The 23702-nt window shown below is 59.7% G+C and carries 21 protein-coding genes; 11 read left to right on the plus strand and 10 right to left on the minus strand.

The window, feature by feature from the left end; all coding sequences use genetic code 11:
- The first annotated feature begins 282 nt into the window (after window positions 1-282).
- Window positions 283-1614, plus strand: coding sequence for a DEAD/DEAH box helicase (locus ACSSVV_RS12675; protein WP_022991370.1), 1332 nt, complete (start codon window positions 283-285; stop codon window positions 1612-1614).
- Window positions 1615-1715: 101 nt separating this feature from the next.
- Here ACSSVV_RS12675 and ACSSVV_RS12680 read toward each other — a convergent pair whose 3' ends face one another.
- Together ACSSVV_RS12680 and ACSSVV_RS12685 are read right to left on the minus strand one after the other, a co-directional pair.
- Complete coding sequence (locus tag ACSSVV_RS12680; RefSeq protein ID WP_022991369.1) at window positions 1716-2480, minus strand: OmpW/AlkL family protein; 765 nt, start codon at window positions 2478-2480, stop codon at window positions 1716-1718.
- A gap of 157 nt (window positions 2481-2637) precedes the next feature.
- Window positions 2638-3108: a winged helix-turn-helix transcriptional regulator gene (locus tag ACSSVV_RS12685; RefSeq protein ID WP_023011396.1), complete on the minus strand. Its 471-nt coding sequence runs from the start codon at window positions 3106-3108 to the stop codon at window positions 2638-2640.
- An 89-nt stretch (window positions 3109-3197) separates the two neighbouring features.
- On the opposite strand from ACSSVV_RS12685, the gene ACSSVV_RS12690 reads away from it, so the two are divergent.
- The gene (locus ACSSVV_RS12690) at window positions 3198-4310 is read left to right on the plus strand and encodes an NADH:flavin oxidoreductase (RefSeq protein WP_454106341.1); all 1113 of its coding nucleotides are present in this window, start codon (window positions 3198-3200) and stop codon (window positions 4308-4310) included.
- A gap of 150 nt (window positions 4311-4460) precedes the next feature.
- Window positions 4461-4772, plus strand: a complete 312-nt coding sequence (gene bamE / locus ACSSVV_RS12695) for an outer membrane protein assembly factor BamE domain-containing protein (protein WP_022991367.1) — start codon at window positions 4461-4463, stop codon at window positions 4770-4772.
- 24 nt (window positions 4773-4796) lie between these two features.
- Here bamE and ACSSVV_RS12700 read toward each other — a convergent pair whose 3' ends face one another.
- Window positions 4797-5435, minus strand: coding sequence for a TetR family transcriptional regulator (locus ACSSVV_RS12700; protein WP_022991366.1), 639 nt, complete (start codon window positions 5433-5435; stop codon window positions 4797-4799).
- 169 nt (window positions 5436-5604) lie between these two features.
- Between ACSSVV_RS12700 and ACSSVV_RS12705 the strand changes: the two genes are divergently transcribed.
- From ACSSVV_RS12705 to ACSSVV_RS12725, 5 genes are all read left to right on the plus strand, one after another.
- Window positions 5605-7188 carry a flavin-containing monooxygenase gene (locus ACSSVV_RS12705; RefSeq protein WP_022991365.1) on the plus strand — a complete coding sequence of 528 codons (1584 nt, stop codon included), beginning with the start codon at window positions 5605-5607 and terminating at the stop codon, window positions 7186-7188.
- A gap of 204 nt (window positions 7189-7392) precedes the next feature.
- Entirely contained in the window at window positions 7393-8535 is a 1143-nt protein-coding gene (locus ACSSVV_RS12710) for a sterol desaturase family protein (protein ID WP_454106342.1), read from the plus strand.
- A gap of 95 nt (window positions 8536-8630) precedes the next feature.
- On the plus strand, window positions 8631-9629 hold the full coding sequence (rluF, locus tag ACSSVV_RS12715; RefSeq protein ID WP_454106343.1) for a 23S rRNA pseudouridine(2604) synthase RluF: 999 nt from the start codon (window positions 8631-8633) through the stop codon (window positions 9627-9629).
- Window positions 9630-9714: 85 nt separating this feature from the next.
- A complete protein-coding gene (locus ACSSVV_RS12720; RefSeq protein WP_222179707.1) occupies window positions 9715-10347 on the plus strand; it encodes a MarC family protein in 633 nt (210 codons plus the stop codon).
- Window positions 10348-10382: 35 nt separating this feature from the next.
- Window positions 10383-10958 (plus strand): gamma-glutamylcyclotransferase, encoded by a 576-nt coding sequence (locus ACSSVV_RS12725; RefSeq protein WP_011787216.1) that lies wholly within the window; start codon window positions 10383-10385, stop codon window positions 10956-10958.
- Here ACSSVV_RS12725 and ACSSVV_RS12730 read toward each other — a convergent pair.
- Window positions 10883-11854, minus strand: a complete 972-nt coding sequence (locus tag ACSSVV_RS12730) for a DMT family transporter (RefSeq protein WP_454106344.1) — start codon at window positions 11852-11854, stop codon at window positions 10883-10885. The two genes, ACSSVV_RS12725 and ACSSVV_RS12730, sit on opposite strands and share 76 nt — an antisense overlap.
- A gap of 244 nt (window positions 11855-12098) precedes the next feature.
- Between ACSSVV_RS12730 and ACSSVV_RS12735 the strand changes: the two genes are divergently transcribed.
- Window positions 12099-13046, plus strand: coding sequence for a LysR family transcriptional regulator (locus ACSSVV_RS12735; protein ID WP_011787214.1), 948 nt, complete (start codon window positions 12099-12101; stop codon window positions 13044-13046).
- Window positions 13047-13074: 28 nt separating this feature from the next.
- Here the strand turns inward: ACSSVV_RS12735 and ACSSVV_RS12740 are convergent, their stop codons facing one another.
- Window positions 13075-15576, minus strand: coding sequence for an acyl-CoA dehydrogenase (locus ACSSVV_RS12740; RefSeq protein WP_121207964.1), 2502 nt, complete (start codon window positions 15574-15576; stop codon window positions 13075-13077).
- A gap of 242 nt (window positions 15577-15818) precedes the next feature.
- Here ACSSVV_RS12740 and ACSSVV_RS12745 point away from each other — a divergent pair, with 242 nt between their 5' ends.
- A complete protein-coding gene (locus tag ACSSVV_RS12745; RefSeq protein WP_454106345.1) occupies window positions 15819-17462 on the plus strand; it encodes a methyl-accepting chemotaxis protein in 1644 nt (547 codons plus the stop codon).
- Here the strand turns inward: ACSSVV_RS12745 and ACSSVV_RS12750 are convergent.
- Entirely contained in the window at window positions 17452-18342 is an 891-nt protein-coding gene (locus tag ACSSVV_RS12750) for a prenyltransferase (RefSeq protein ID WP_454106346.1), read from the minus strand. The genes ACSSVV_RS12745 and ACSSVV_RS12750 overlap by 11 nt on opposite strands.
- A gap of 28 nt (window positions 18343-18370) precedes the next feature.
- Window positions 18371-19258: an AEC family transporter gene (locus ACSSVV_RS12755; protein ID WP_011787210.1), complete on the minus strand. Its 888-nt coding sequence runs from the start codon at window positions 19256-19258 to the stop codon at window positions 18371-18373.
- A 186-nt stretch (window positions 19259-19444) separates the two neighbouring features.
- Here ACSSVV_RS12755 and ACSSVV_RS12760 point away from each other — a divergent pair, with 186 nt between their 5' ends.
- Window positions 19445-20626: a MalY/PatB family protein gene (locus tag ACSSVV_RS12760; RefSeq protein WP_454106347.1), complete on the plus strand. Its 1182-nt coding sequence runs from the start codon at window positions 19445-19447 to the stop codon at window positions 20624-20626.
- Here the strand turns inward: ACSSVV_RS12760 and ACSSVV_RS12765 are convergent.
- From ACSSVV_RS12765 to ACSSVV_RS12775, 3 genes are read right to left on the minus strand one after another with little or no spacing between them, the layout of a single operon-like run.
- Complete coding sequence (locus ACSSVV_RS12765; protein ID WP_023011546.1) at window positions 20614-21171, minus strand: carbohydrate-binding protein; 558 nt, start codon at window positions 21169-21171, stop codon at window positions 20614-20616. The genes ACSSVV_RS12760 and ACSSVV_RS12765 overlap by 13 nt on opposite strands.
- A complete protein-coding gene (locus ACSSVV_RS12770; RefSeq protein ID WP_031211504.1) occupies window positions 21164-22159 on the minus strand; it encodes a DMT family transporter in 996 nt (331 codons plus the stop codon). The genes ACSSVV_RS12765 and ACSSVV_RS12770 overlap by 8 nt, the downstream gene beginning before the upstream one ends.
- Window positions 22160-22176: 17 nt before the next feature.
- Window positions 22177-23622, minus strand: coding sequence for a succinylglutamate desuccinylase/aspartoacylase family protein (locus ACSSVV_RS12775; protein WP_031210072.1), 1446 nt, complete (start codon window positions 23620-23622; stop codon window positions 22177-22179).
- Between the last annotated feature and the right edge of the window lie 80 nt (window positions 23623-23702).

Consider the following 23702-nt stretch of genomic DNA (forward strand, 5'->3'; position numbering starts at 1 on the left):
AGAGTTCCATTTATCACCCTGAAAATGAAGGCCGGCCAATAAAACCACCTATAGCTATTTGCCGGGTGCTCTGTTACCGTGCCTGCATCCTGCCTCTAGGGATTCCGCAGTTTCCGGCTTAAAGCCGCCTTGCGAACCATTTCATACGACCTGTCAGAGGACGTCACCCCGAACCCGGCGCGTGACCGTAGTCGTCTTTTATTCCATGACTTTCATGGCATCTGCCCGCATTCGCCGACGACGGTGTTCGTGGAGGCAGAATCAATCAAGAGTACATCGTATATGAGTTTTTCTTCTCTCGGTTTGTCCGAGCAGCTGGTCCGTGCCACCGCCGATCAGGGTTATGAAACCCCGTCTCCCATCCAGCAGCAGGCGATTCCCGCGGTGCTGTCTGGCAAAGACGTAATGGCCGCGGCCCAGACCGGCACGGGTAAAACCGCTGGTTTTACCCTGCCTTTGTTGCAGCGCCTGGCGGAAAACCCCCGCACTGGCAAAGGCCCCCGCGCCCTGATTCTCACTCCCACCCGTGAGCTGGCCGCCCAGGTACACGATAGCGTGAACCTTTACAGCAAATACGTACCCACCAAGGCCGCTGTGGTTTTTGGTGGTGTAAAGATCAACCCGCAGATGATGAAGCTGCGCAAGGGTCTGGACGTACTGGTGGCCACACCGGGCCGTTTGATGGACCTGTACCAGCAGAACGCGGTGCCCTTCAACGAAGTGGAAATTCTGGTGTTGGACGAAGCCGACCGCATGCTCGACATGGGCTTTATCCGCGACATTCGCAAGATCCTGGCGTTGCTGCCGGCCAAGCGCCAGAACCTGCTGTTCTCCGCCACCTTCTCCAACGAAATCCGCACCCTGGCCCAGGGCCTGCTGGATAACCCGGTGCAGGTGGAAGTGGCGGCCCGTAACACCACCGCCGAGAAAGTGAAGCAGTCCGTCTACCCGGTTGACCAGAGCCAGAAGACAGCCTTGCTGAGCAAGCTGGTGCGTGACAACGACTGGGATCAGGTACTGGTTTTCACCCGTACCAAGCACGGCGCCAACCGCCTGACCCAGAAGCTGGAGAAAGACGGTATCACGGCTGCCGCCATTCACGGCAATAAGTCCCAGGGTGCCCGTACCCGTGCCCTGGCGGATTTCAAAGCCGGTGAAGTGCGCGTACTGGTCGCCACCGACATTGCTGCCCGTGGCCTGGATATCAAACAGCTGCCGCAAGTGGTGAACTTTGAACTGCCGAACGTGCCGGAAGATTACGTGCACCGCATTGGTCGTACCGGCCGTGCCGGTGAAAGTGGCCATGCCCTGTCACTGGTCAGTGCTGACGAAGGCAAGCTGCTGGCGGGTATCGAGAAGCTGATCAAGAAGCAGCTTCCGCGCAAGGAAGTGGAAGGCTTCGAGCCGAAAAACAACCTGCCGCTGAAGCCCAAGGCCAAAGCAGACCCGAGCAAGGCGCGGAATCGTCGCCCTCAGGGTGGCAATGGTAAGAGCTTTGGCCCGAAGCCGACTGGTCGTAGCGGCGGTCGTGGCCGTGGTGGTCAGGGCGAAGGACAGGGCCGTGGCCAGGGGCAGGGTAGAAGTGGTCGCCCGGCTCAACGCCAGAGCGCCTGAAAACCGTTTCTCCTGACATAAAAAAGGCGGGGCCGAAGCCCCGCGCAGGAGAACGCACCATCCGGTAGCCGACAGACCGTGGGAGCTACCGGGAGTGCGGATCAGAACTTGTAGGTGAAACCTACCATGTAGACCATGGGGTCAATTTCGACTTCAGTTTCTACTTCAGCTGCTTTCACATCACCAGCGTAGGCGGTAATGGTTGCGTCGGTGTTGATGTCAGCCCACCAGATCGCGGCGTTCAGACCGAAGTTCTCGCTCAGCATATAGTCCATGCCCAGCTCCACAGCGACGCCAACACTGTCGTCGAGTTCGAGCTCAGAGCTGGACACCGCGCCCGCCAGAGCACCGCCAGACAGACTGCCCGCCACGGAGTTCAGAACCGTGTCCAGAGTGTCGTTGGTTTTTTCTTCGAAGAAAGTGGTGTAGTTCACACCCACGCCCGCGTACGGCTGGAACTTGGAGCTGCTGTGCATTGGGAAGTACTGCAGTGTCAGTGTTGGCGGCAGGTGCTTGGTTTCACCCAGCTTGCCGAAGCCAGACAGATCGCCTTTACCTTCAATGTTGTGCTTGAACGGGGTGGCACCCAGAACGCCAATACCCAGGTTGCTGGTGACCATGTAGGTCGCCCTAATGCCCAGCTGGGAGTTACCATCAACACCTACTTCTGTGCCATCCAGAGTGACGTTGGCACCGTCGATCGGGCCGACAAAACCAGTTACGTTCAGGGCATCGCTGGAATCATCCGGCGCGACATGAACCGCACCCGCACGCAGAACAAAATCACCCGCTTCAAAAGCCTGAGCTGCAGGAGCCACTGCCATTACGGCCGCAGCCAGAACACTGAGTTTAAAACCACGAGACATAGCCATCTCCTTATCCATGAAAGATCGATGGCTTAAATGTAATGACATCCGGACAGGCAATCTTGATTTAGCGCAAGAAATGGCGGAAGGCAGCGCGACTGGCCAATAAGTCTTGATTCAACTCAAGAAAAGGTGGGAATGCGGCTATTGCGGATGGTCAGGCCTGGGCTTCGTCGAGGGGCTTGTCTTCATCGCTGGGCACAAATACGTCCCGAATGGACAGGGGCTGACCCTGGGTATTCTGCACGGTGACCGGCTGTATTGGCTGGCCGCTATCGCGGTCCCTGAGGTCCAGGGGCTGGCCGTCCGGAGACGGGTTCCACTTGTCGCCCCACTGGCGCAGAGCCACCACCACCGGGAACAGATCCCGGCCTTTCTCGGTGAGCCGGTACTCAAATCGTGAGCCGTGCTCACCCACATCCACTTTGCGCAAGACTTCGTTGTCCACGAGCTTGGCCAGGCGGTCACACAGAATGTTCTTGGCAATCCCCAGTTGCTGCTGAAAATCCACAAACCGGCGGGTGCCGTACATGGCGTGCAGCACAATCAGCAGCGACCACCAGTCCCCCACTTCATTAAGGGCACGGGCGACGGAGCAGTTGGAATCATCAAAACGTTTTCTGGCCATGTAGGGGAGTGTACCGAATAGGGTTGCATTTTGAAACCGGATTGAATAGGGTTGCTTTACGAAACCAAATTGATGAGGTTGCACATCACATGAGTATGAATCTTGGTCCTTTGTTTGAGCCGTTTGAACTTCACAACCTCAAGCTGCGCAACCGCGTAGCCATGGCGCCGATGACCCGCAATTTCTCGCCTAAGGGTGTACCCGGTCAGGATGTGGTGGACTACTATCGCCGCCGCGCCGAGGCCGGTGTTGGCCTGATCATTACCGAAGGCACTGTCGTGAACCACGCGGCTGCCAACGGTTACCCGAACGTACCGGCCTTCTATGGCGACGAAGCCCTGGCGGGCTGGAAGAAAGTGGTGGATGCCGTGCACGAAGCCGGCGGCGCCATTTTCCCGCAACTGTGGCACGTGGGCGCGGTACGCAAGGAAGGTATCGAGCCGGATCCCTCTGTTCCCGGTTACAGCCCTTCAGGCCTGTTTGCCCCGGGCAAGCCCAACGGCAAGGCCATGACCAGAGAAGACATCCAGGACGTGATCAAAGCTTTCGGTGATGCCGCCCAGGATGCCAAGGCTCTGGGCTTCGACGGTGTGGAAATCCACGGCGCCCACGGCTATCTGCTGGATCAATTCCTGTGGGAAGGCACCAACCAGCGCGACGATGAGTACGGCGGCAGCCTGGAAAACCGCCTGCGCTTTGTGGTGGAAATCGTCGAGGAAGTGCGCCACCGCGTGGGCCCGGATTACCCGATCATGCTGCGCTTCTCTCAGTGGAAGCAGCAGGACTACGAAGCAAAACTGGTGAATAGCCCCGAGGAACTGGAGCGCTTCCTGAAGCCTCTGGCGGAGGCCGGTGTCGACATCTTCCACGCTTCCACCCGCCGCTTCTGGGAACCGGAGTTCGAAGGTTCCAATCTGAACCTGGCCGGCTGGACCCAGAAGATCACCGGTAAACCGACCATGTCGGTTGGCAGTGTGGGCCTGACGGAAGATTTCATCAGCGGCACCTTCGCCAGCAAGAAAGAGGCGGTGGAGCAGTCTGGCATTGACGAGCTGGTTGAGCGCATGAACAACGGTGAATTCGATCTGATCGCGGTTGGCCGTGCCCTGCTGCAAGACCCAGAGTGGCTGGTGAAAGTGAAAGAAGGCCGCCTGAACGAAGTGGAAGCCTTCGCCAGGAAGTCTCTGGCAAAACTCTACTGATCGATCCTACCCCTTTGATCGTGCCTGCCGCGCGCCCTCGGGCCCGCGGCTTTTTTGTGTCTGAAATCTGTCCGGTTCGTAATCGCAGCAATCGCCAGAAACGCTATGCTGTAGTCAGATTGTTGTTATTCACCAGACAAGGAGTTGGATATGGCTTTGATGCGGCATCTTAAACTGGCTGGGCTGGCTGCGGTATTGATCACCCTGGTGGGTTGCGCCAGCGTAGGCCGGGATTTTGCGACTCATAATGTCGACCAGATAACGATCGGTGAGACGACCCGCGCCGAGATACAGGAGATGTTCGGTGAGCCCTGGCGCACCGGTATTGAAGACGGCAAGCGCACCTGGACTTACGGCAAGTATCGCTGGTCCGCCTTTGGTGACGATGAAACCACGGATCTTGTGGTCCGTTTCAATAACGACGGCACGGTATCCTCTTACGTATACAACACCACCGAATAAAAGCGCCCGGGCGCCGGCATGACCTCAGTCAGCGGCCGGCGCCTGTTTCAGCGCCAGAATCTGCCCGGAATCCAGTTCCTCGATTAATGCCCCCCGGAACTGCCGGTTGATGAATCGCTCCGTTTCCACCTGAATCCGCTCCCGCTGCCCGGGCTTCTCGATATAGTCCATGGCCCGGAACAGGATGTAGCGGATGGTCATGTTGGAAATCTCCTGTACCACCACCTCATCGACACCGGGCACCAGCCCGCGTTCCAGAATATCCTCGGCCATTTCCCGGGCGCTGGCGTCCAGCTGTGCTTCGAGAGCCCGGCGTAACACGGGCGACGGGCCATGAAGTTCCCTGACCGCCACCGTGGTTGCCGCGGGGTTGGCCAGAAAGTAGTGGTACACAAAAGTGACGGTGTCGTGGGAGGCCTGTTCCGAGGAATCCGCCATCTGCCGCAACTGCCGCACGCCGGCTTTCATGTCCTCGGCGATATACCCCAGCACCTGCAAACCGAATTCGTCCAGATTGCGGAAGTGCCGGTAAAAGGTGTTCGGATTTAACCCCGCCTCCCGGGCCAGTTCCCGCAGGCCCAGGGAGGTCAGGCTGCGGCTTTGGGTAATCAGCCGTAGAGCAGCCTGGACCAGTTTCAGTTTTCCGCCGGCAAGTCGTTGCATCGAATCGTGTTTCCTTTGGGCGTTGGGCCAACAACCTGTCACTCAGGGCCATTCCTGTGCGAGTGGGTATACAGGTGTCTACTTTGACCGGTATACATGTGTCTACCGGTCATGATGACCACACCGACAACAACAGGCAAGGCCCTTCAGGCCACACAGGAGTGCAGCAATGAAACAAACCGCCAAGATCGCCATTATCGGCACCGGATTTTCCGGCCTGGGCATGGCCATCAAGTTGAAAGAGGCCGGTTTTGACGACTTTGTGATTCTGGAGCAGAGCGACAATGTCGGGGGCACCTGGCACGATAACCACTACCCGGGTTGCGCCTGCGATGTTCAATCTGCGCTGTATTCCTTCTCTTTTGAGCAGAATCCGAACTGGACCCGCATGTTTGCTCCCCAGCCGGAGATTCAGGCGTACCTGCGGCATTGCGCCGAGAAATACGGCCTGATGGATCACATTCGTTTCAATACCCACGTGGCTGGTGCCCGTTGGGATGGGGCCACCTCGGGCTGGGTTGTGGAAACCTGCAACAGTGCAAAACTCTGGGACTACATGGAAAAGAAAGGTTTGAAGCCCGGGGATGAACTGGATCGCAGCGACAAGGCCCTGCCGCCAATCCGCAAGCTGCGAAGCGAGATCCTGGTGTCCGGCATGGGCGGCCTGAGCACCCCCGCGTATCCGGAGATCAAGGGCATAGACACGTTCACGGGGACCAGTTTTCACTCCCAGAACTGGGACCATGACTACGATTTTCGTGGCAAGCGGGTCGCGGTTATCGGCACTGGTGCCTCAGCCATCCAGTTCGTGCCGGAAATTGCCAAAGAGGCCGCCCATCTGGACCTTTACCAGCGCACGCCGCCCTGGATCCTGCCCAAGCCTGACCGGGAAATCCGGCCACTGGAGCGGGCCATGTTCCGCAGGTTCCCGCAAACTCTGAATGCGTTCCGCCAGAGCATTTACTGGATGCTGGAAGCCCGGGTGCTAGGCTTCGTGGGTAACCCGCGCATTCTGAAAGTCGGTGAGTTGCAGGCCCGTCGACACATCCGCAACCAGATCAAGGACAAGGAACTGCGCAAGAAAGTGACGCCGGATTTCCACTTCGGCTGCAAGCGGGTGCTGATCTCCAACAACTACTACCCGGCCCTGGACCAGGAACACGTGGACGTACTGACAGACGGCGTTCGCGAAGTGAAAGGTAACACCATCATCGACAACAATGGCACCGAGCGCCCGGTGGATTGCATTGTCTATGGCACCGGCTTCAAGGCCCAGGAACCCATCCCCCGGGGCATGATCTTCGGCCGTGGTGGCCAGGATCTGCTCGACGCCTGGCGTGAGGGTGCGGAAGCCTACAAAGGCACCACCGTGGCCGGTTTTCCAAACTTCTTCATGCTGATGGGGCCCAACACCGGCCTGGGCCACAGCTCCATGGTGTACATGATCGAGTCCCAGGTGCAGTACGTGCTGGACGCCATCAAGAAGATGGACCACCGAGGCTGGAAGAGCGTGGAAGTGAAAGAGGATGCCTACAGCCAATACAACGCCTCTATACACGCCAAACTGGGCGACTCCGTGTGGCAGACCGGTTGCAAGAGCTGGTATGTGAACGAGAACGGCAAGAACACCACCTTGTGGCCGGGCTTCACCTGGCAGTTCCGACAGCAGACCCGGCGGTTTGATGCCGAGCAGTATGTGTGTGAATCGGCGGAGGTGATGGAGCAGGGTGGGGAGCCGGCATTGGCTGGTTAAAACGGTAGATAATTATAGCGCCCGAGTCAGGATGCTTCGGGCGCTATGAGGTTGATGTAAGCCACACCACCCCAACGAGTGGTTGGTAGTTTTCGCGTTCCTGAAATACCATAAGCACCCCGATCCACTGGAACACGGATCATGAACTGGCGCCCTTGGTTATTCGGCGCTTGTTGCTAAGCCTGAAATTTCAGCAGGGAACGCATGAACACGGAACAGGATACCGATTACCAGTACCGCGAGCGGGTGGTAGTGCCCCGCCCGGACAAAGAACTTCGCTTTCGGAACGGACGAATCCCCGGGTATTTTTCGATATTTCTCGGTGGCTTGAGCCTGGCGGCGGTGCTCGCCTACCTGTTCCCTTCCTATCTGACCACCACTGATCTTCGTGCCGCGTATGATGCCGAGGCGCTTCAGGATATCCTGAAGTACGGTATGTGGTTCTCCCTGTTTTTCGGCATTACCACCTTCATTCTTGATCGGCGCAAACGGCTTGGCGCTGCAGGTATTGCCATGACGCTGATCGCGTTTGCCCTGGGTGGCTACAACGTCCCGGTCGGGCCGGTGGAGCCGAAACCATTGTCGCTCGGCGTGGACTGGCTGATTCTGGCCTTTCTGGGTTCCACCATTGTCTTTACCAGCCTGGAGAAGCTCTTTCCGAAGTATCGGGAGCAGGTCATCTTGCGGGATCAGTGGGGGCTGGATTTCTTTTACTTCTGCCTGAATCACCTGCTGATCTCAGCGGTTCTGCTGTTTGGCAACTTCCTGGTAACGCGCTTTGAATGGGTGGCCAGCGACAGTCTTCAGGCGGCTATCCAGAGCACGCCGCTATGGCTGCAGGTGGTTCTGCTGATTCTGGTGGCCGACTTCGTGCTGTATTGGGAGCATCGGGTATTCCATGAAGTCCGGCGGCTGTGGCTGTTCCATGCCGTCCACCATTCGGTGGAAACCATGGACTGGCTGGCCGGTTCCCGTGCGCATGTGGTTCAGATATTTATTGAGCGTGGGTTGGTTATGCTGGCCCTGTATCTGCTCGGCGCCAGCAAGGAAGCGCTGGATATCTACGTCACGTTTGCCGCGTTGCAGGCCATCATCATTCACAGCAATCTCAATGTGCCCTGGGGGCCGCTCAAGTACCTGTTGGTAACGCCGCAGTTCCACCACTGGCACCACAGCTCAGAGAAGCCGGCCATCGATACCAATTATTCAGCACACACGGTGCTCTTTGACCGACTGTTCGGCACCTATCATTTCCCGAAAGCGCACTGGCCAGCGGAGTATGGCACAACCCAGAAACTGCCGGGTTCCTATCTGGGGCAGCTGTTCTACCCGTTCCGCAGGCGGTGACCGGCAGTTGCCGTCACGGTGATGCAATGGGATGATGCGCGGGTTGCGTGCTGCCCGGCACGCATTCAACCATCATCTGAAACCGGCAGGATGTCATGGCCAACCGAACCTCAACCCGACTGAACAAATACATCAGCGAGAGCGGCATGTGCTCCCGTCGGGATGCCGACCGGTTCATCGAGCAGGGCAACGTGCACATCAACGGTCGCCGGGCCCAGGTGGGCGATCAGGTGTTGCCCGGAGATGTGGTGAAGGTCAATGGCCAGGTGGTGGAGCCGAGAGACGAAGAAGATCTGGTGTTCATTGCCCTGAATAAACCGGTGGGTATTGTCAGCACCACCGACAGCGCGGAGAAAGACAACATCCAGCGTTTTGTCGGCCACAGTGAACGGATTTTTCCCATTGGCCGGCTCGACAAGGATTCCCAGGGGCTGATTTTCCTGACCAGCAATGGCGATCTGGTGAACAAGATCCTGCGCGCCGGCAATAATCACGAGAAGGAATACCTGGTCACGGTCGACAAGCCGGTCACCCGGGAATTCGTAGAGGGAATGAGCAACGGTGTGCCGATTCTGGGGACCATGACCAAGCGCTGCAAGGTCGAAAAGGTGTCCCGGTTTGTGTTCCGCATTACCCTGGTTCAGGGCCTGAATCGCCAGATTCGCCGTATGGCGGAGTACTTTGGCTACGAGGTGACCAGGCTGGAGCGGGTGCGCATCATGAATGTCAGTCTGCAGGGATTGCCGGTGGGCGCCTGGCGGGATCTGACCGAGAAGGAGCTGGCGGTACTGTTCGATGCCATCCGGGATTCCTCGTCCGAGGCCACGGAACCTGCTGGCAGCAAGCCCCGGAAGAAGCCGGCGGGTGCGAGGGGCGCTCGCCCGGGGCCCGGTGGCAAGCCTGCGCGGGGTGGTGCAAAAGCTGGCGGGAAGCCACCAGCTGGTAAAGGGCGAAAAGGCACCGGTTCCGGGCCCGGTAAACGGCCATCTGGTAAACCCGGCGGCGGCCCGAAGCCGGGTGGTCGTGGTCCGGGATCCAAAGGTAAACCATCGAAACCGGGCAAGCCCCGCAAGCCGTCCATCAAGAAGCGTTGAGTACCCATAGGTTCTCTTCCTTACGGCAAAAAAGCCTTTCGGACGCTATGCTTACCGGCTTTAACCCTGTGCCGGATTTGCCCGAATGTTTGAAACGTTTTTCTCTACCTATCTCAGCAGCACCATCCGATTCCTGTTCCTGCTGGCGCCGTTTTTCGTGGTCACCATGTTTCTGGCCCTCACCCGGGGGCTCCCGATAGCGGAGAAAACCTCCATCATTCGTCGGGCCTGTGTCTCGGCCTTTATTCTGGGTGTGATTCTGTTTTTCGCCGGCCCGCTGCTGTTCAACGCCATTGGCATCACCCTGAATTCCTTCCGCATCGGTGCCGGCAGCCTGCTGTTCCTCACCGCCATCAGTCTGGTGAACAGTGGCACCCGTAACCACGCCACCGGGTTGCCCGAAGAGGATCGGGATGACATCGCGGTGGTGCCCCTGGCCATTCCTGTCATGATTGGTCCGGCGACCATTGGTGCCATCATGGTTTACGGCGCCGAGCTTAAAGCGGTGCCGGAAGTGGCCGGTGGTCTGCTGGGCCTGGTGTCGGGCTTGCTGATTCTGGCGGGATTGCTGCGCTTGTCCGGTTATCTGGAGAAAGCGTTGGGCAAGACCGGCCTGAACATTATGTCGAAGATCAGCGGCCTGATTCTTTCCGCGATGGCGGCAGAAATCGTGCTGACCGGTATTGCCGGCTTCATTGCCAGTACCTCGGGCGCCTGAGACAATCCGGTCGTTATTTCTGGATGGGATGAGTCATGCCCGCGAACACCATTGAGCATAATCGCAGCCGGTTCAATTTTGATGGCATCGAGGCCATCTGGCTCTTCGGCTATGGCTCGCTGATCTACAAAGTGGATTTCCCGTTCCTGGAGCAGCGCCCGGCAGCCATTCGCGGTTGGGCTCGGCGGTTCTGGCAGGGTTCTCATGATCACCGTGGCACGCCCGAAGCGCCGGGGCGGGTGGTCACGCTGATTGAGCAGCCCGATGCCGTATGCAAGGGCGTAGCCTATCGGGTGTCACCCAACGTCTTCGAGTATCTGGATGTGCGGGAAAAGAACGGCTATCTGCGCTTCAGTACCACCATGACCTTTGACGATGGCAGTCATGCCGAGGGGCTGGTGTACATCGCTACGGAAGACAATGAGGCCTTTCTGGGCGAGGCACCGGAAGCGGACATTGCGCGGCAGATTGCCCTCGCCACGGGGCCTAGCGGCCCCAATTCGGAGTATTTGCTCAGGCTGGCCGATTCGCTGCGTCAGCTGGGTGATGATTGTTCACACACCTTTGCCATCGAGGCCTGTCTTCGGGCGGAAGAACGGCTACCCCGTTGATTTGTCTCCCCGGCGGTCTCCCGCTCCGCCGGGTTGAATCCCCGGGCGGGTGACCGCTTCCGGTGCCGCAGGCCAATCAGTACCAGCGGCACGACAATCATCAGGCTGCCCGCCAGGAACCACAGGTCGGGTACCTCACCAAACCAGATCCAGCCAATGGCGACCGCCCAGATCAGCCCGGTGTATTCGGCGCTGGTGACCTGGTTGGCATCTACCTGCCGGTAGGCCAGCAACACGGTGATGTTGTAGCCCAGGATGAACAGGGCGGAACCGGCGGCGCTGATCAGGATTTGCGGGTTCCAGGCCGCGCCTTCCCAGAGTGCCAGGGCGGCGGCCGCCGGGACGATCAGCAGGTAGTTCAGAAACAGTTTGTGGACGGTGGTTTGTTCCTTGGGCAACTGGCGCACCATGACGGCGTTGATGGCCAGGGCGAAGGCAGAGCCGAGGGCGGCGATGACGGCCCAGTTGAAGTCCACCGGTCGCAGGATGACGATGATGCCGGCAAAGCCGCTGAACACAGCAGTCACACTGAGCGGAGTCAGTTTTTCGCTGAAGAATACGGCGGACAGTACCATCACCAGGATGGGCGCGGCGTAGAACAGGGCGTTGGCGGTGGCCAGTGGCAGGTTGGTCAGTGCCACCACCATGCAGACGATACCGACCAGATGGATGTGGGCGCGGATGGCGTGGATTTTCAGGCCGCCGAAGAGGTTGTTGCGGTCGAGTTTGCGGGCGAGCGGGAGCAGGAACGCCAGGGTGAGGACGCAGCGCAGGAAGGCGAACTGGAAGACGGGGGCACCGGGGTTCAGGAGCTTGATGAAGACGTCTGAGAGTATGGCCATGGCGTTGCCGATGACCAGCAGCAGAATGGCGCTGTTGACGGTTTTGCCTGACACTGTGGTGCTCCTTTTCCTGAAATCCGCTAACTTGAGTGCACGGGTATGTCGGCGGACTTGCTTCCGAAAACCGCTGCTAGTACATCCCTGTACGCTTGTCTCCGCCATCCATGGCTACGAACATTTTCGGAAGCAAGTCCGCCGACACACCCCCTGACCTTGGATGTGGATTCTAGGCGTGCTTAACTATCCGATAAAATGATCAATATTCCCCATTCATTAGAAAATTAGATAACAAGCAACGATGAGACTCCCACCTCTAAAAGCTCTCCCAGTATTTGAAGCTGCCGCCCGGCTGAACAGTTTTTCAGCGGCCTCGGAAGAACTGGCCATCACCCAGAGCGCGGTCAGCCACCAGATCAAACAGCTGGAAACCTATCTGGGCGAGCGGTTGTTCTGGCGCTCCGGTCGTCGCGTGACGTTGACCGATGAAGGGCGGCAGTATTTCGATGCCATTGGTTCGGCTCTGCTTCAGATTGAGCGGGCCAGTGAGCAGTTGCTGGGGCATGAGGAGAGTCGGTTGCGGTTGTCGGTGTTCAGTTCGTTCGCCGTGCGCTGGCTGGTGCCCCGGTTGCCGGATTTGCAGCGGCTGCATCCGCAGATTGATCTGGCGCTGGAGATGAGTAGCGAGAACCCGGTGTTGTCGGATCGGGTGGCGGATTGTTTCATCACCATTCACCGGGATTCCCGGGCCTACAGTTACGATTTGCTGTACGAGGAGCGGCTGTTTCCGGTCTGTAGTCAGGATTACTGGCAACGTATGCGCCGGGAGCTGGGCCGGGATGTGGAGCCGGAGCGGCGGGATGAGCAACCGGTGTCGCCGGGTGAGATGGCGGGGTTTCCGCTGCTATCCACTCACAGCATTTTCGATCGGCCGGCCGGAGACTGGGAGGCCTGGTACAGCGCGGCAGGAGAATTGATGCCCACGGGCACTCGCGTTCAGCACTTCAGCCATATGCTGTTGGCGCTTGAGGCGGCGCGGTTTCATCAGGGCATTGCCCTGACCAATGACTACATGCTGAGTACCCGGAAGGATTCCGAAGATTTCGTGCGGTTGCCGACGCATTCGGTGGTAACCGGCGACAAATTTTACTTTGCCTGGAAGACCAGCCGCCGGCGGGAGCGCGGGATTCAGACGCTGCGCCGGTGGTTGGTGGATGAGGCGATTCGGGGTGGCTTGAGGGGCGAGTGACCGCCCCTCAACGGGAGGGTGGCGAAGCTCAGCCTTTGGATGGCCGCTCCACCACCTTGCGCTTGCCTTTGGCGCTTTTGGCGAGGGATTTCAATCCGTCGGCATCAAAGGCGTCTACGCGGATGACGTCATAGAGTGCCGTCAGGGCTTCTTCCAGTTTCGGGCACTCCTCTGCTTTGACAATGCCCTGGGCACAGGCCCAGTCCACCAGTTCCTTGCGTTGGTGGCCCATCAGCAGGGCGATGCCATCCACTTCGTCTTCGTCCCGGCTGCGGATCGCTTCGTGCAGTTTGTGACGGGATTCCTCGGTTTCGTTCGCCAATCGATAGGCGTTGAGTACACGTCCGAGCGGGTCGCTGGGATCGGCATTGATGAAGGTTCCCCGGCTGATGCGCTGGCGCACAGGCGTGTCTTTCACGATGGTAGCCGCCACTTTTGCACCGAGCTTGTCATCCGGGCCGTTCAGGCCGGTGGCGCCGAGCGGGAAGACCATCAGCCGCAGCGGCCAGCGCAGGGCGGGTACCGGGAAGTTGATGATGGCTTCACGCATGGAGTCCTGCAGGTCGTGCAGGCAGGTTTGCAGGCACCATTCCACCAGGTCCCGTTGGTCGTCCGGATAGCCTTCCTCATGCCATTGCTTGATCACGGCGGTGGCGTAGTAAAGCTGTACCAGGCAGTCGGCCATGCGGCCAGACAGCCGCTGTCGGGCTTTCAGGCCGCCGCCGACGGTGAGCAGGGTCACGTCGGTCATCAGTGCAAAGGCCGCCGAGAAACGGCCCAGCTGGCGGTAGTATTTCTGGATGTCACCCTGGCGGGGTGCGCTTTCCAGCCAGCCTTTACTCAGGCCCAGAACGAATGCACGCAGGGCATTGCGGGTGGTGTGGGCCAGGTGGCGGTAGAAGATGCCGTCGAACTTCTTCGCGGCTTTATCCTGGTCTTCCATGCCCGCCGCTTCGATTTCCTCAACAATAAAGGGGTGGCAGCGGATGGCGCCCTGGCCGAAGACCATCAGGCTGCGGGTCAGGATGTTGGCGCCTTCCACGGTAATGCCGATAGGCACGGCCTGGTAGGCCCGTGCCAGGAAGTTGCGGGGGCCGGTGATAACGCCCCGGCCGGCGACCACGTCCATGGCGTGGTTGATCACTTCCCGCATCAGGTCTGTGTTGCGGTATTTCAGCACCGCTGAAGGTACCGACGGGCGAACGCCCCGGTCCAGCATACCGGCGGTCAGCAGGCGGGCTGCGTCCATCATGTAGGTGTAGCCGGCAATGGGTTCCAGGGCTTCCTGTACGCCTTCAAACTGGCTGATGGAGCGGCCGAACTGCTCCCGGGTGTAGGCGTAGGAACCGGTCGCCAGGCTGGCCAGTTTGCCGGCGCCGGTGCCCAGAGCGGGCAGGGAGATGGAGCGGCCGATGGACAGGCATTCCAGCAACATTTTCCAGCCCTTGCCGAGCATGTCCTGGCCGCCAATTACCTGTTCCATGGGGATGAAAACTTCAGTGCCCCAGGTGGGGCCGTTCATGAAGACCGTGTTCATGGGCAGGTGGCGGGCACCGGCATTCACGCCGTCGGTATCCCGCGGCACCATCACACAGGTGACACCGATCTCGTCCTGCTCGCCAAGCAGGTGCTCGGGGTCGTAAACCTTGATGGCGAGGCCAATCAGCGTAGCGACCGGCGCCAGGGTGATGTAGCGCTTGTTCCAGGTCACTTTCAGGCCCAGCACTTCCTTGCCGTTCCATTCGCCCTTGCAGACGATGCCTTTGTCCGGAATCGCGCCAGCATCGGAGCCGGCGACCGGAGAGGTCAGGGCAAAGCAGGGGATTTCTTCACCCCCGGCCAGGCGAGGCAGGTAGTGCTGTTTCTGCTCGTCGGTACCATAGTGCATCAGCAGCTCGCCGGGACCGAGGGAGTTGGGCACCATCACGGTCACCGCCGCAGACACGCTGCGGGTGGAGATCTTCATGACGATTTCGGAATGGGCGGTGTTGGAAAAACCCAGGCCGCCGTCTTCTTTGGGAATCACCAGTCCAAAGAAGCCCTTGCTGCGAATGAACTTCCACACTTTGTCCGGCAGATCGTAGTGTTCGTGGGTGATCTGCCAGTCGTCCAGCATCTTGCACAGTTCTTCCACCGGGCCATCAAGAAACGCCTGTTCTTCACTGGTCAGGTGAGCGGGCGCGGCATCCAGCAGCTTGTTCCACTCAGGTTGGCCGGAAAACAGTTCGCCGTCCCAGTCAACGGAGCCGGAGTTGAGGGCTTCCTGTTCGGTGGGAGACAGTTTTGGTAAGCGACTGCGAACCCAGCCCAGCAGTGGCCGGCTGAGTTTATCCAGGCGCAGGTCGCCAGGGAGGGTTACGATCAGTGCCAAAGCCAGCAGGATGCCGCCGATCAGAAAACTCAGAATGTGCCAGTCGTCCTGAGCGACACCAATCAGGGTAGCGACGGACATGATGAGGGCGGCAGTTTTGCCACCGATACTGAAGTAGATCAGTACCAGGGCACTGAGAACGAGGAGCAGAACGCTCATGGGCAGACCTCCATATCATGAATGAAATCAGACAGATTTGATTCTTACCATCGGTCAAAGTTCAGTCAGTTGCAAGCGGTTAGCGTGGTTAAGGCCAGAGCGAGCACGGTTTGTGGATCTGGTCGGGTTGCGGAAAACAGGGAACGGAGATTGTTAATTTACAAAATCTTTCAATTCCTTTTGAGCTATTCCTAATACCTATCGTAAATCACTCCACGTTTTCTCTCACTCTGGAGTGTTTTATGACTGGCCAACTTACCGTTGCCAAACGCCTGGCCCTGGGATTCGGGCTGATCGTGTCTCTGATGATTGCGATCACGGTGATCGGCAACCAGCGGGTCGGGTTCATGGACAAGACCCTCACCTCGGTTAACGAAGGCGCGGCGTTGAAGCAGCGCTATGCCATCAATTTTCGGGGCAGCGTACATGATCGGGCGATTGCCATCCGCGATGCGGTGCTGGTAAACCGGGATTCCGAGTTGCAGCGGCATCTGCAGGACATCGACCGGCTGGCCGCGATGTATCGTGAGAACGCCAGTGATATGGCCCGGATGTTCCGGGAGCAGGGCGCCCAGGCACAGGAACGGGAGCTGCTGGATGCGATCGAAAACATCGAGACAACCACCCTTGCCCTGACGGCCAGAGTGATTGAGCTTCGCAGCAATGGTCAGAACGAAGCGGCCCGGCAACTGCTGCTGCAGGAAGCCTCGCCGGCGTACAGCGAGTGGCTCGACCGGGTTAACGCCTTTATTGATTACCAGGGAGATGAAATTGCAGGGGATGTGAATGCCGTGCGTCAGGCGGCCAGTGGCTTCAATCTGCTGATCATTTCGGTAACAGCGGTCGCGGTGTTGCTGAGTGTCGTCATTGCGACGGTGATCATTCGTGGACTGAAGAGGATTCTGGGGGCCGAGCCGGAAACCGTCGCAGAGGCCATTCGGCAATTGGCTGACGGCAATTTGAACCAGCAACTCGACACGCGATACCCCAACAGTGTGATGGGGGCGCTGGTGGATACCATCGAACGCCTGACCGGGATTATTCAGGACGTGCGTTCGGCAGCGGATGAGTTGTCCAACTCCTCCAGGGAGCTTGAAGGGACGTCTGATAATAACAGTCGCCAGATCCGAATGCAGGCGACGGAGGCGGAACAGATGGCCACCGCCGTGAACCAGATGGCCGTCACAGTTAATGAAGTGGCCGGCTTTGCGGCCAGTGCCGCCAGCGCTACCCAGAAAGCCGACACCGAAGTGGAAACCGGCAATCAGGTGGTACAGGAAACCGCTGCCGCCATTACCGGTCTGGCCGACAAGCTGGAGCAGGCGGCGGCTTCGGTGAACCGGGTGTCCGAAGACAGCGGTAACATCGAACAGATTATTGAAGTGATCAACGCCATCGCCGAACAGACAAATCTGCTGGCCCTGAACGCCGCGATCGAGGCGGCCCGTGCCGGTGAGCATGGTCGTGGCTTTGCTGTGGTGGCGGATGAAGTCCGTTCCCTGGCGTCCCGCACCCAGGAATCTACTCGTGAGATTCAGGACATGATTGGCCGGCTACAGACCGGAGCCGGCCAGGCAGCGGGCGAGATGGAAGAGAGCCGGAAGCTGGCGGGCGTTACCGTCGAAAAAACGACGGAAGCCGAGCGCTCTCTGGCGCGAATCCGGGAAGAAATGGCGTCAATCAATGATATGAATGCCCAGATCGCCAGCGCGGCGGAAGAACAGAGCTCGGTGGCCGAGGAAGTGAACCGGAACATCGCCCGGATTCACGACGCCACCATCGAAACCTCCGCAGGTTCAGATCAGGTGGCGGGTGCCAGCCGCGACCTGGCCGTGCTGGCGGGGCAGCTGCAGTCCCGGGTCAGCCGGTTCAGGCTCAAAGGCTGAGCCCGGTTACCAGCAGCGCCAGTGTGGACAGCAGTACCGCCACGTTGGCGCCCAGCACCCGGTTGAGCTGGTCTGGCATCGCCAGTACCCGAGGTAGTCGAAGGCTGATCCAGACAGCTGCGGGTAAGGGTGCCAGGGCGATAAGGCTGGTCATTGCCAGATAGCCACTGACCATACCGGCAACGATGACACCATAGCTGGCAAGCAACAGGCCAGCCACCAGGTGGGCGGCTTTTTCGGGGCCAAGGGTAATCACCAGATGGCGCCGGCCAATCGCTCGATCGGCCTCTGCATCCGGTATCTGGTTGATCAGCAACAGCTCACTGACCATCAACAGGGCTACCAGAGACGCCAGCAGGGCGGTGCAATCGATGCTTGCCCCAAGCGCGATAACGGTGCCCAGCACCATGATGGGACCAAACCCCATGCCCGGTGCCAGCAGGCACAGCAGCGGCGAGCGGGTAATCCAGCGGGTATAGGTGAGCACCAGCATCACACCGGCCGCCCCGAGCACCAGCAGCGGCAGACCCCGCAGCCAGAGAAAATACAGACCGATGGCCACCACCAGCGCCAGTGTGCCCAGACCTGCCCAGAGCACGCGCCGGGCAGCAGTCGGCACCTCGGGCAGGGCGCCGCTGCCACCGGAGAACGGGGTGCGCTCGGTGATCATGTCGAGGCCGGAGCGAAAATCGTCGTATTCGTTCAGCAGATTCACCGCCGCATGGGCAAGTACGGCGCCAAGGAAAACCAGAAAGGTGTGTAAAAGTTCGGGCGCCTGGCCCTGTTGCCAGGCGACGGCCAGGCCCAGGCCGGCACACAACGGGGCGAGCAGTAAAAAGTTCGGGCGGGACGCGCGGACCACCGCAAGGGTTTCTGACATTGATCAACTCTCCGGATTGCGGAGAAGCTTACACGTAGCCCGCCGCAAATACCAAGCCCAGCACAATGGGCATCACCACCAGACTGCCCAGGTTGCTCAGCAGCACCAGGGAGGCCACCGCGTGGGGTTCCTGTTGATACTGTTCGGCCACCATGTAATTCAGTACCGCCGGTGGCAGGGCGGCAAAGACCCAAAGGCTGGCGACCTGCAGCCCCGGCAGATCCAGCAGGGCGATCATCGGCCAGGCCAGGATCAGCCCCGAGAGTGGGCAGGCGATGGCGCCGATCAGCCCCAGTTTCCAGTCGCTGAAATCGACATCCAGCATGCGGACGCCCAGGGCAAACAGCATCAGTGGAATGCACACACCGCCAAGCATGTTCAGGGTTTCCAGCAGCCAACCCGGCAGCGGGATACCACTGAGATTCACCGCGAGGCCGGCGATGCTGGCGAATACGATGGGCAACCGCAGCCGGCGGATAATGGAGGTGTGGGGGTCCAGCATGTACAGGCCTACCGAGAAGTGCAGCAGCATTTCCACGATGAACAGCACAATGGCCGCAGGCAGCGCTGCATCCCCGAATGCCAGCACCAGAATCGGAATCCCCATGTTGCCGGAGTTGTTGAACATCATCGGTGGCAGGAAGGTTTTCAGGTTCAGCTTCAGCAGCCTGGCCACCGGATACAGAATCACACCGGACCCCAGAACCACCACCGTGGCGGCCAGCGCCAGCCAACCGTATTCCTGCAAGGGCGCCTGCTGGTCTGCCAGTACCGCAAAAACCAGCATGGGCACGAACAGTTCCATGTTGAGCACGTTCAGGCCCTGAATATCCGGTGTCCGGTAACGCCCGTACAAGGCGCCGCAGCCGGCAATCAGGAATACCGGCAGCATGGTGGAAAGAATCTGGCCAATCATGGAAGGGCTCCGATTATTGTTTTTGGTCAACGCAGGTGACTAATCCGTTAGGTTCGCAAGCATCGGGTGGATTGGGCAAGCGAAATTCATGGCTCTTCGACCAAAGCCGGAGCCAAAGCGTCGGTTGCGACGGCGGCACCGGGCCACCACAATAGCGTTTTCACGGAGACAGCAAGCGGAGCCCCCATGAATGGCAGCGTTTTCGATCAGCCCATCGCCAGAGAGCACACCTGTTCGGTAAAGTTTGATGCCCGCAAGGCGGTATTCGGCCGTGACGATGTGATACCGGCGTGGGTCGCCGATATGGACTTCCCGGCCCCGGAAGCGGTCACCCGTGCGCTGACCGAGCGGGCGCAGCATCCGGTATATGGCTATACCCTGTTCCCGGACAGCCTTTATGAGGCCATGATCCAGTGGTTTGAAAGCCGTCATGGCTGGAGCATCCAGCGAGACTGGATTGTCATGGCGCCCGGGGTGGTGCCGTCCCTCAACGCGGCCTGCCTGGCCTTTGCCCAACCCGGAGAGGGCGTGATTATCCAGCCGCCGGTGTACCCGCCGTTTTTCAGCTCGGTCAGGGATACCGGCCGGACCGTGATCGAAAACCCTTTGATGGCAGACGAAACCGGTGACTACCGCATGAATCTGGAGCATTTGGAGCAATGCGCCGCCCGGCCGGAGGCCAAGGTGTTGCTACTGTGTTCACCCCATAATCCGGTGGGACGGGTCTGGCGCGAGGCGGAGCTGGTTCAGGTGCTGGACATCGCGCGCCGTCATGGCCTGGTGGTGCTGTCGGACGAGATTCACTGCGATCTTACCTATCCAGACAAGCCTGCTCATCGGGTGTTGGCGACCCTGGCCGAAGGGGATGATGCGCTGATAACGGCGGTTGCGCCGAGCAAGACCTTCAATATGCCGGGGCTGGGCCTGTCGGCCCTGGTGATTCCGGATCCGGAGCGCCGCAAGGCCATGAAAACGGTGTTCGAACGGCTGCACCTGCCGCAGTGTAACCCGTTCAGCATCGCCGGGTTCGAGGCAGGCTATCGCCATGGTGGTCCCTGGCGGGATGATCTGATGGCCTATCTGCAGGGCAATCGCGATTTCGTGGTGCAGGAGGTTGACCGCCGACTCACGGGCATCCGAACCGCGGCGCCGGAAGGCACCTACCTGATCTGGCTCGATTGCCGGGGCCTGCAGCTGGACGACACCGCCCTGAAACGCTTCTTCGTGCAACGGGCGGGGGTTGGCCTCAATCCGGGACTCAGTTTCGGCAGCCAGGGCAGCGGTTTCATGCGTCTGAACATCGGCTGCCCGAGAGCGGTACTGGCGCAGATTCTCGACCGTATTGAGGCAGCCCTTCAGGGCAGCTGATTTTCCAGGGAGCAGTGATCTTCAACCAATTGCCATCGCGGCGGCGTATTCATCCCGGGCATATCGCCGCTGGTCGGGCGGATCGCCTTCCAGATCTTGCCACCATGGCTGGCTTCGCTGCCCACGGTGTAGCGCTCTGAGAACAGCCACTGGTCGGGCTGCTCGCACAGTTCGTTGTCACTGGACGATTCCGAGGCTGGTGAATCCGGGCTGCCAGTGACTGTGCCTGTCTGCGCTGTTTGCCCGGTTTCTACATCGGACTTGTCGATCGGGGCCGGGGGCGCTGCCTCGCCGGAGCATTCGGGTGCAGCATCGAGCTGTTTCCAGTCGAAGGTAATGCCCGGTTCCAGGCCCTGGTGTAGCTCCCGGGACTGGTACCACTCGCCGTCATGGTGCACCACCGCTCCGGCCGGGTAGTAGCGGGATGGCGCCCATTTGGACTCATCCGGGTCGCAGGGGGCTGCCGCGACGTTCAGGGAAAGAGCGGCCAGCATCAGGGTAATGATGGCCGGCCAGGAATATGAAGAGGCGGTTTGCCTAGTCATTCGGCTCTCCTTTATCCAGTGCAGTGACAGGCGGGCGGGACAGACGCCGGCCGGTTCGGGTCGCCAGTATCAGGCCTCCGAGTATCAGCAGTCCACCCACCAGATGAAACAGGCTGAGGTTTTCCCCGAGAAAAACCACCGCCAGCACAGAGGCATAAACCGGCGTAAGGTACATGAAAATGGCAGCCCGGGCAGGGCCAATGCTGTGTACGCCATGATTCCAGAAGGCGTAGGCGAGAATGCCCGGAAAAATCGCAAAATAGATCAGAGGAAGGGCGGTACTTTGTGACAGGGCAAAGCCGCCGCTGAAGAACAGAAAATCGACCAGGTAGACTGGCGCGAGAATCAGGGTGCCCAGCAGGATCTGCGTGGTGAGGAAGGTCAGTGCCGGCAGTGGCACCGCTTGCCGGCGCAGCAGCACCGAGAACAGGCCCCAGCTGAACACCGCAGCCACCATCACCAGATCGCCGGGCTGGGCCTGCAGGCCGGTCAGCACCGACACATCGCCGCGGGCAATCACGCACAGAATGCCGGCCAGGGCCATGGCAATGCCCAGTATCTGAATCGGACGGGTCCGGTCACCCAACAACAGCCAGGCCAGCAGTGCGACAAAAATCGGGATAGTGGCGTTGATCAGCGCGATGTTGGTGGCTGTCGTGGTCATGGCCGCGACATAGAGCAGGGAATTGAAAGCGGCAACGCTGAAGGTGGCCAGTGCAATCATGGACCCGAGGCGCTGACGAATCACCTGCCGGTGGCGCCAGATACCGGGTAAGCCGAACGGCAGGATAATGGCCAGGGCCAGTACCCAGCGCCAGAACGACATGGACAATGGCGGAATGTGCTCGACCGTGCCGCGGGCCACCACGGCGTTGCCGGCCCAGAACAGCGGTGTCAGCACCAGACCGATGTAGGCCAGGGTTTGCCCGGAGTTTTGCGTTGTGGCGTTCAGGTCAGACACTCCGTCTCCTGCTGGTTCCGTGCCCATGGAAAACGCCTAGCATACTATTCTCCGGGTACTTGTGCCTCCGTACCTATGTGGTAGGCGGCAAACCCTGCCATCACCACCTGATCCACCGCCATGCCGATGACCCGGCCGTCCGAGGATGCGCGAATCGGATGCTGTTCGTTGGTGATTGGATCGGCGACATAACCCAGTACCTCGCCCTCGGATACCGTCGCTCCCAGCTTGATTTCGCTGAACAGGATGCCGCCATGCTGGGCCCGGATCCAGGTAGAGTCGTAATACACCGGCTCCGGATCGCCCCAGACAAACATGCGGGAAATCATGCCGTGCTTTTCCATCAGACTATTGAGGCTGTTTACGCCCGCTTCGATCTGGTGTTCCTGGATGCGCAGGGATTCCCCGGCCTCCAGTGTCACGGTGCGGATTCCTGCTTCGGTAGCCGCGGTACGCAACATGCCGGGTGAACCGGAACTGTGAACCACGGCCATCCGGTCAAAGCCCCGGGTGAATTCGGCGACATCCGGATTGTTCATGTCGGCCCGCAGTTGCGGCAGGTTGGTGCGCTTGAGTGACCCGGTGTGAATATCCACCAGCATGTCGCAGTGCCGGATAACGTTGTTAAACAGGGAATGGGCAACGCGGTCGGCCAGTGTGCCGTCCGGGGTGCCGGGGAAATGCCGGTTCAGGTCGCGACGATCCGGCAGATAGCGGCTGCCCTGCTGAAAGCCGGTGAGGTTCACGATGGGCACGCCGATAACCCGGCCACTGAGTTTTTCCGGGTTCAGGTCGTACATGCTACGACGGACAATCTCGATGCCGTTGAGCTCGTCACCATGAACCGCGCCGGTCAGGCACAGGGTCGGGCCCTGGTTAACGCCATTGACCACCAGTACCGGGGTAATCTGGGACAACCCGGCAATCTGAATGCCTGGCGACCAGGCCAGTCGTGTCGCAGTGCCGGGTAGAATTTCCTTGCCCAGCAGTGTGAAACTCTCTGCGGGCACGGGTGCTGCTGGTTCCGGCTCTTTTTCGGCAATATCGTCCGGGGACGCCGGGGTGTTGCTCCCGGCCGCGTCGGCTGTCCCGGATTGTATTTCGGCCTGAGGTTCCGGCTGCACGGCAGAATCCCCGGAATCGCTTGCCTCGGGCTCCGGCTCCGGCAGCGGGGCCACTTCTTTCAGGTCGATATTGGGTGCGATTTCACGGGGCTTGTTGGCTGCCTCCGGTGCCTCCACCGGGGGTGCCTGCGGGCTGCTCTGTTCGCTGGTTGTTTCAGCCTGGGCGCGTGCCTGCGCAGAGCCCCGGCGGGGTTCCGAGTGCTCAACATCCTCAACGTTTTCATCTTCCGCCAGATCGGCCACCAACAGGGCGGTGGCGTCTGCCTTGGAACTGACTGCCTCGGCCAGCACGGCGGGCGTCGCCAAAACCAGGAGTGATGATGTGAGTGCGCTAGTGATGGAATATCTGAGCCTTGCTCGCAGCATAAGTCCTCAATTACCTGACGATGTGGCCCCAAGGATAGGGATGAGCCTCAATCATGAATACGGCTGTGACAGAGGTTTAA

The sequence above is a fragment of the Marinobacter sp. MBR-105 genome, assembly GCF_053628895.1.

Bases quoted from the DNA above. Each gene is read 5' to 3' on its own strand.
- ACSSVV_RS12675 (WP_022991370.1), top strand. From the start codon at position 283: ATGAGTTTTTCTTCTCTCGGTTTGTCCGAGCAGCTGGTCCGTGCCACC.
- ACSSVV_RS12680 (WP_022991369.1), bottom strand. From the start codon at position 2,480: ATGTCTCGTGGTTTTAAACTCAGTGTTCTGGCTGCGGCCGTAATGGCA.
- ACSSVV_RS12685 (WP_023011396.1), bottom strand. From the start codon at position 3,108: ATGGCCAGAAAACGTTTTGATGATTCCAACTGCTCCGTCGCCCGTGCC.
- ACSSVV_RS12690 (WP_454106341.1), top strand. From the start codon at position 3,198: ATGAGTATGAATCTTGGTCCTTTGTTTGAGCCGTTTGAACTTCACAAC.
- bamE (WP_022991367.1), top strand. From the start codon at position 4,461: ATGGCTTTGATGCGGCATCTTAAACTGGCTGGGCTGGCTGCGGTATTG.
- ACSSVV_RS12700 (WP_022991366.1), bottom strand. From the start codon at position 5,435: ATGCAACGACTTGCCGGCGGAAAACTGAAACTGGTCCAGGCTGCTCTA.
- ACSSVV_RS12705 (WP_022991365.1), top strand. From the start codon at position 5,605: ATGAAACAAACCGCCAAGATCGCCATTATCGGCACCGGATTTTCCGGC.
- ACSSVV_RS12710 (WP_454106342.1), top strand. From the start codon at position 7,393: ATGAACACGGAACAGGATACCGATTACCAGTACCGCGAGCGGGTGGTA.
- rluF (WP_454106343.1), top strand. From the start codon at position 8,631: ATGGCCAACCGAACCTCAACCCGACTGAACAAATACATCAGCGAGAGC.
- ACSSVV_RS12720 (WP_222179707.1), top strand. From the start codon at position 9,715: ATGTTTGAAACGTTTTTCTCTACCTATCTCAGCAGCACCATCCGATTC.
- ACSSVV_RS12725 (WP_011787216.1), top strand. From the start codon at position 10,383: ATGCCCGCGAACACCATTGAGCATAATCGCAGCCGGTTCAATTTTGAT.
- ACSSVV_RS12735 (WP_011787214.1), top strand. From the start codon at position 12,099: ATGAGACTCCCACCTCTAAAAGCTCTCCCAGTATTTGAAGCTGCCGCC.
- ACSSVV_RS12740 (WP_121207964.1), bottom strand. From the start codon at position 15,576: ATGAGCGTTCTGCTCCTCGTTCTCAGTGCCCTGGTACTGATCTACTTC.
- ACSSVV_RS12745 (WP_454106345.1), top strand. From the start codon at position 15,819: ATGACTGGCCAACTTACCGTTGCCAAACGCCTGGCCCTGGGATTCGGG.
- ACSSVV_RS12750 (WP_454106346.1), bottom strand. From the start codon at position 18,342: ATGTCAGAAACCCTTGCGGTGGTCCGCGCGTCCCGCCCGAACTTTTTA.
- ACSSVV_RS12755 (WP_011787210.1), bottom strand. From the start codon at position 19,258: ATGATTGGCCAGATTCTTTCCACCATGCTGCCGGTATTCCTGATTGCC.
- ACSSVV_RS12760 (WP_454106347.1), top strand. From the start codon at position 19,445: ATGAATGGCAGCGTTTTCGATCAGCCCATCGCCAGAGAGCACACCTGT.
- ACSSVV_RS12765 (WP_023011546.1), bottom strand. From the start codon at position 21,171: ATGACTAGGCAAACCGCCTCTTCATATTCCTGGCCGGCCATCATTACC.
- ACSSVV_RS12770 (WP_031211504.1), bottom strand. From the start codon at position 22,159: ATGGGCACGGAACCAGCAGGAGACGGAGTGTCTGACCTGAACGCCACA.
- ACSSVV_RS12775 (WP_031210072.1), bottom strand. From the start codon at position 23,622: ATGCTGCGAGCAAGGCTCAGATATTCCATCACTAGCGCACTCACATCA.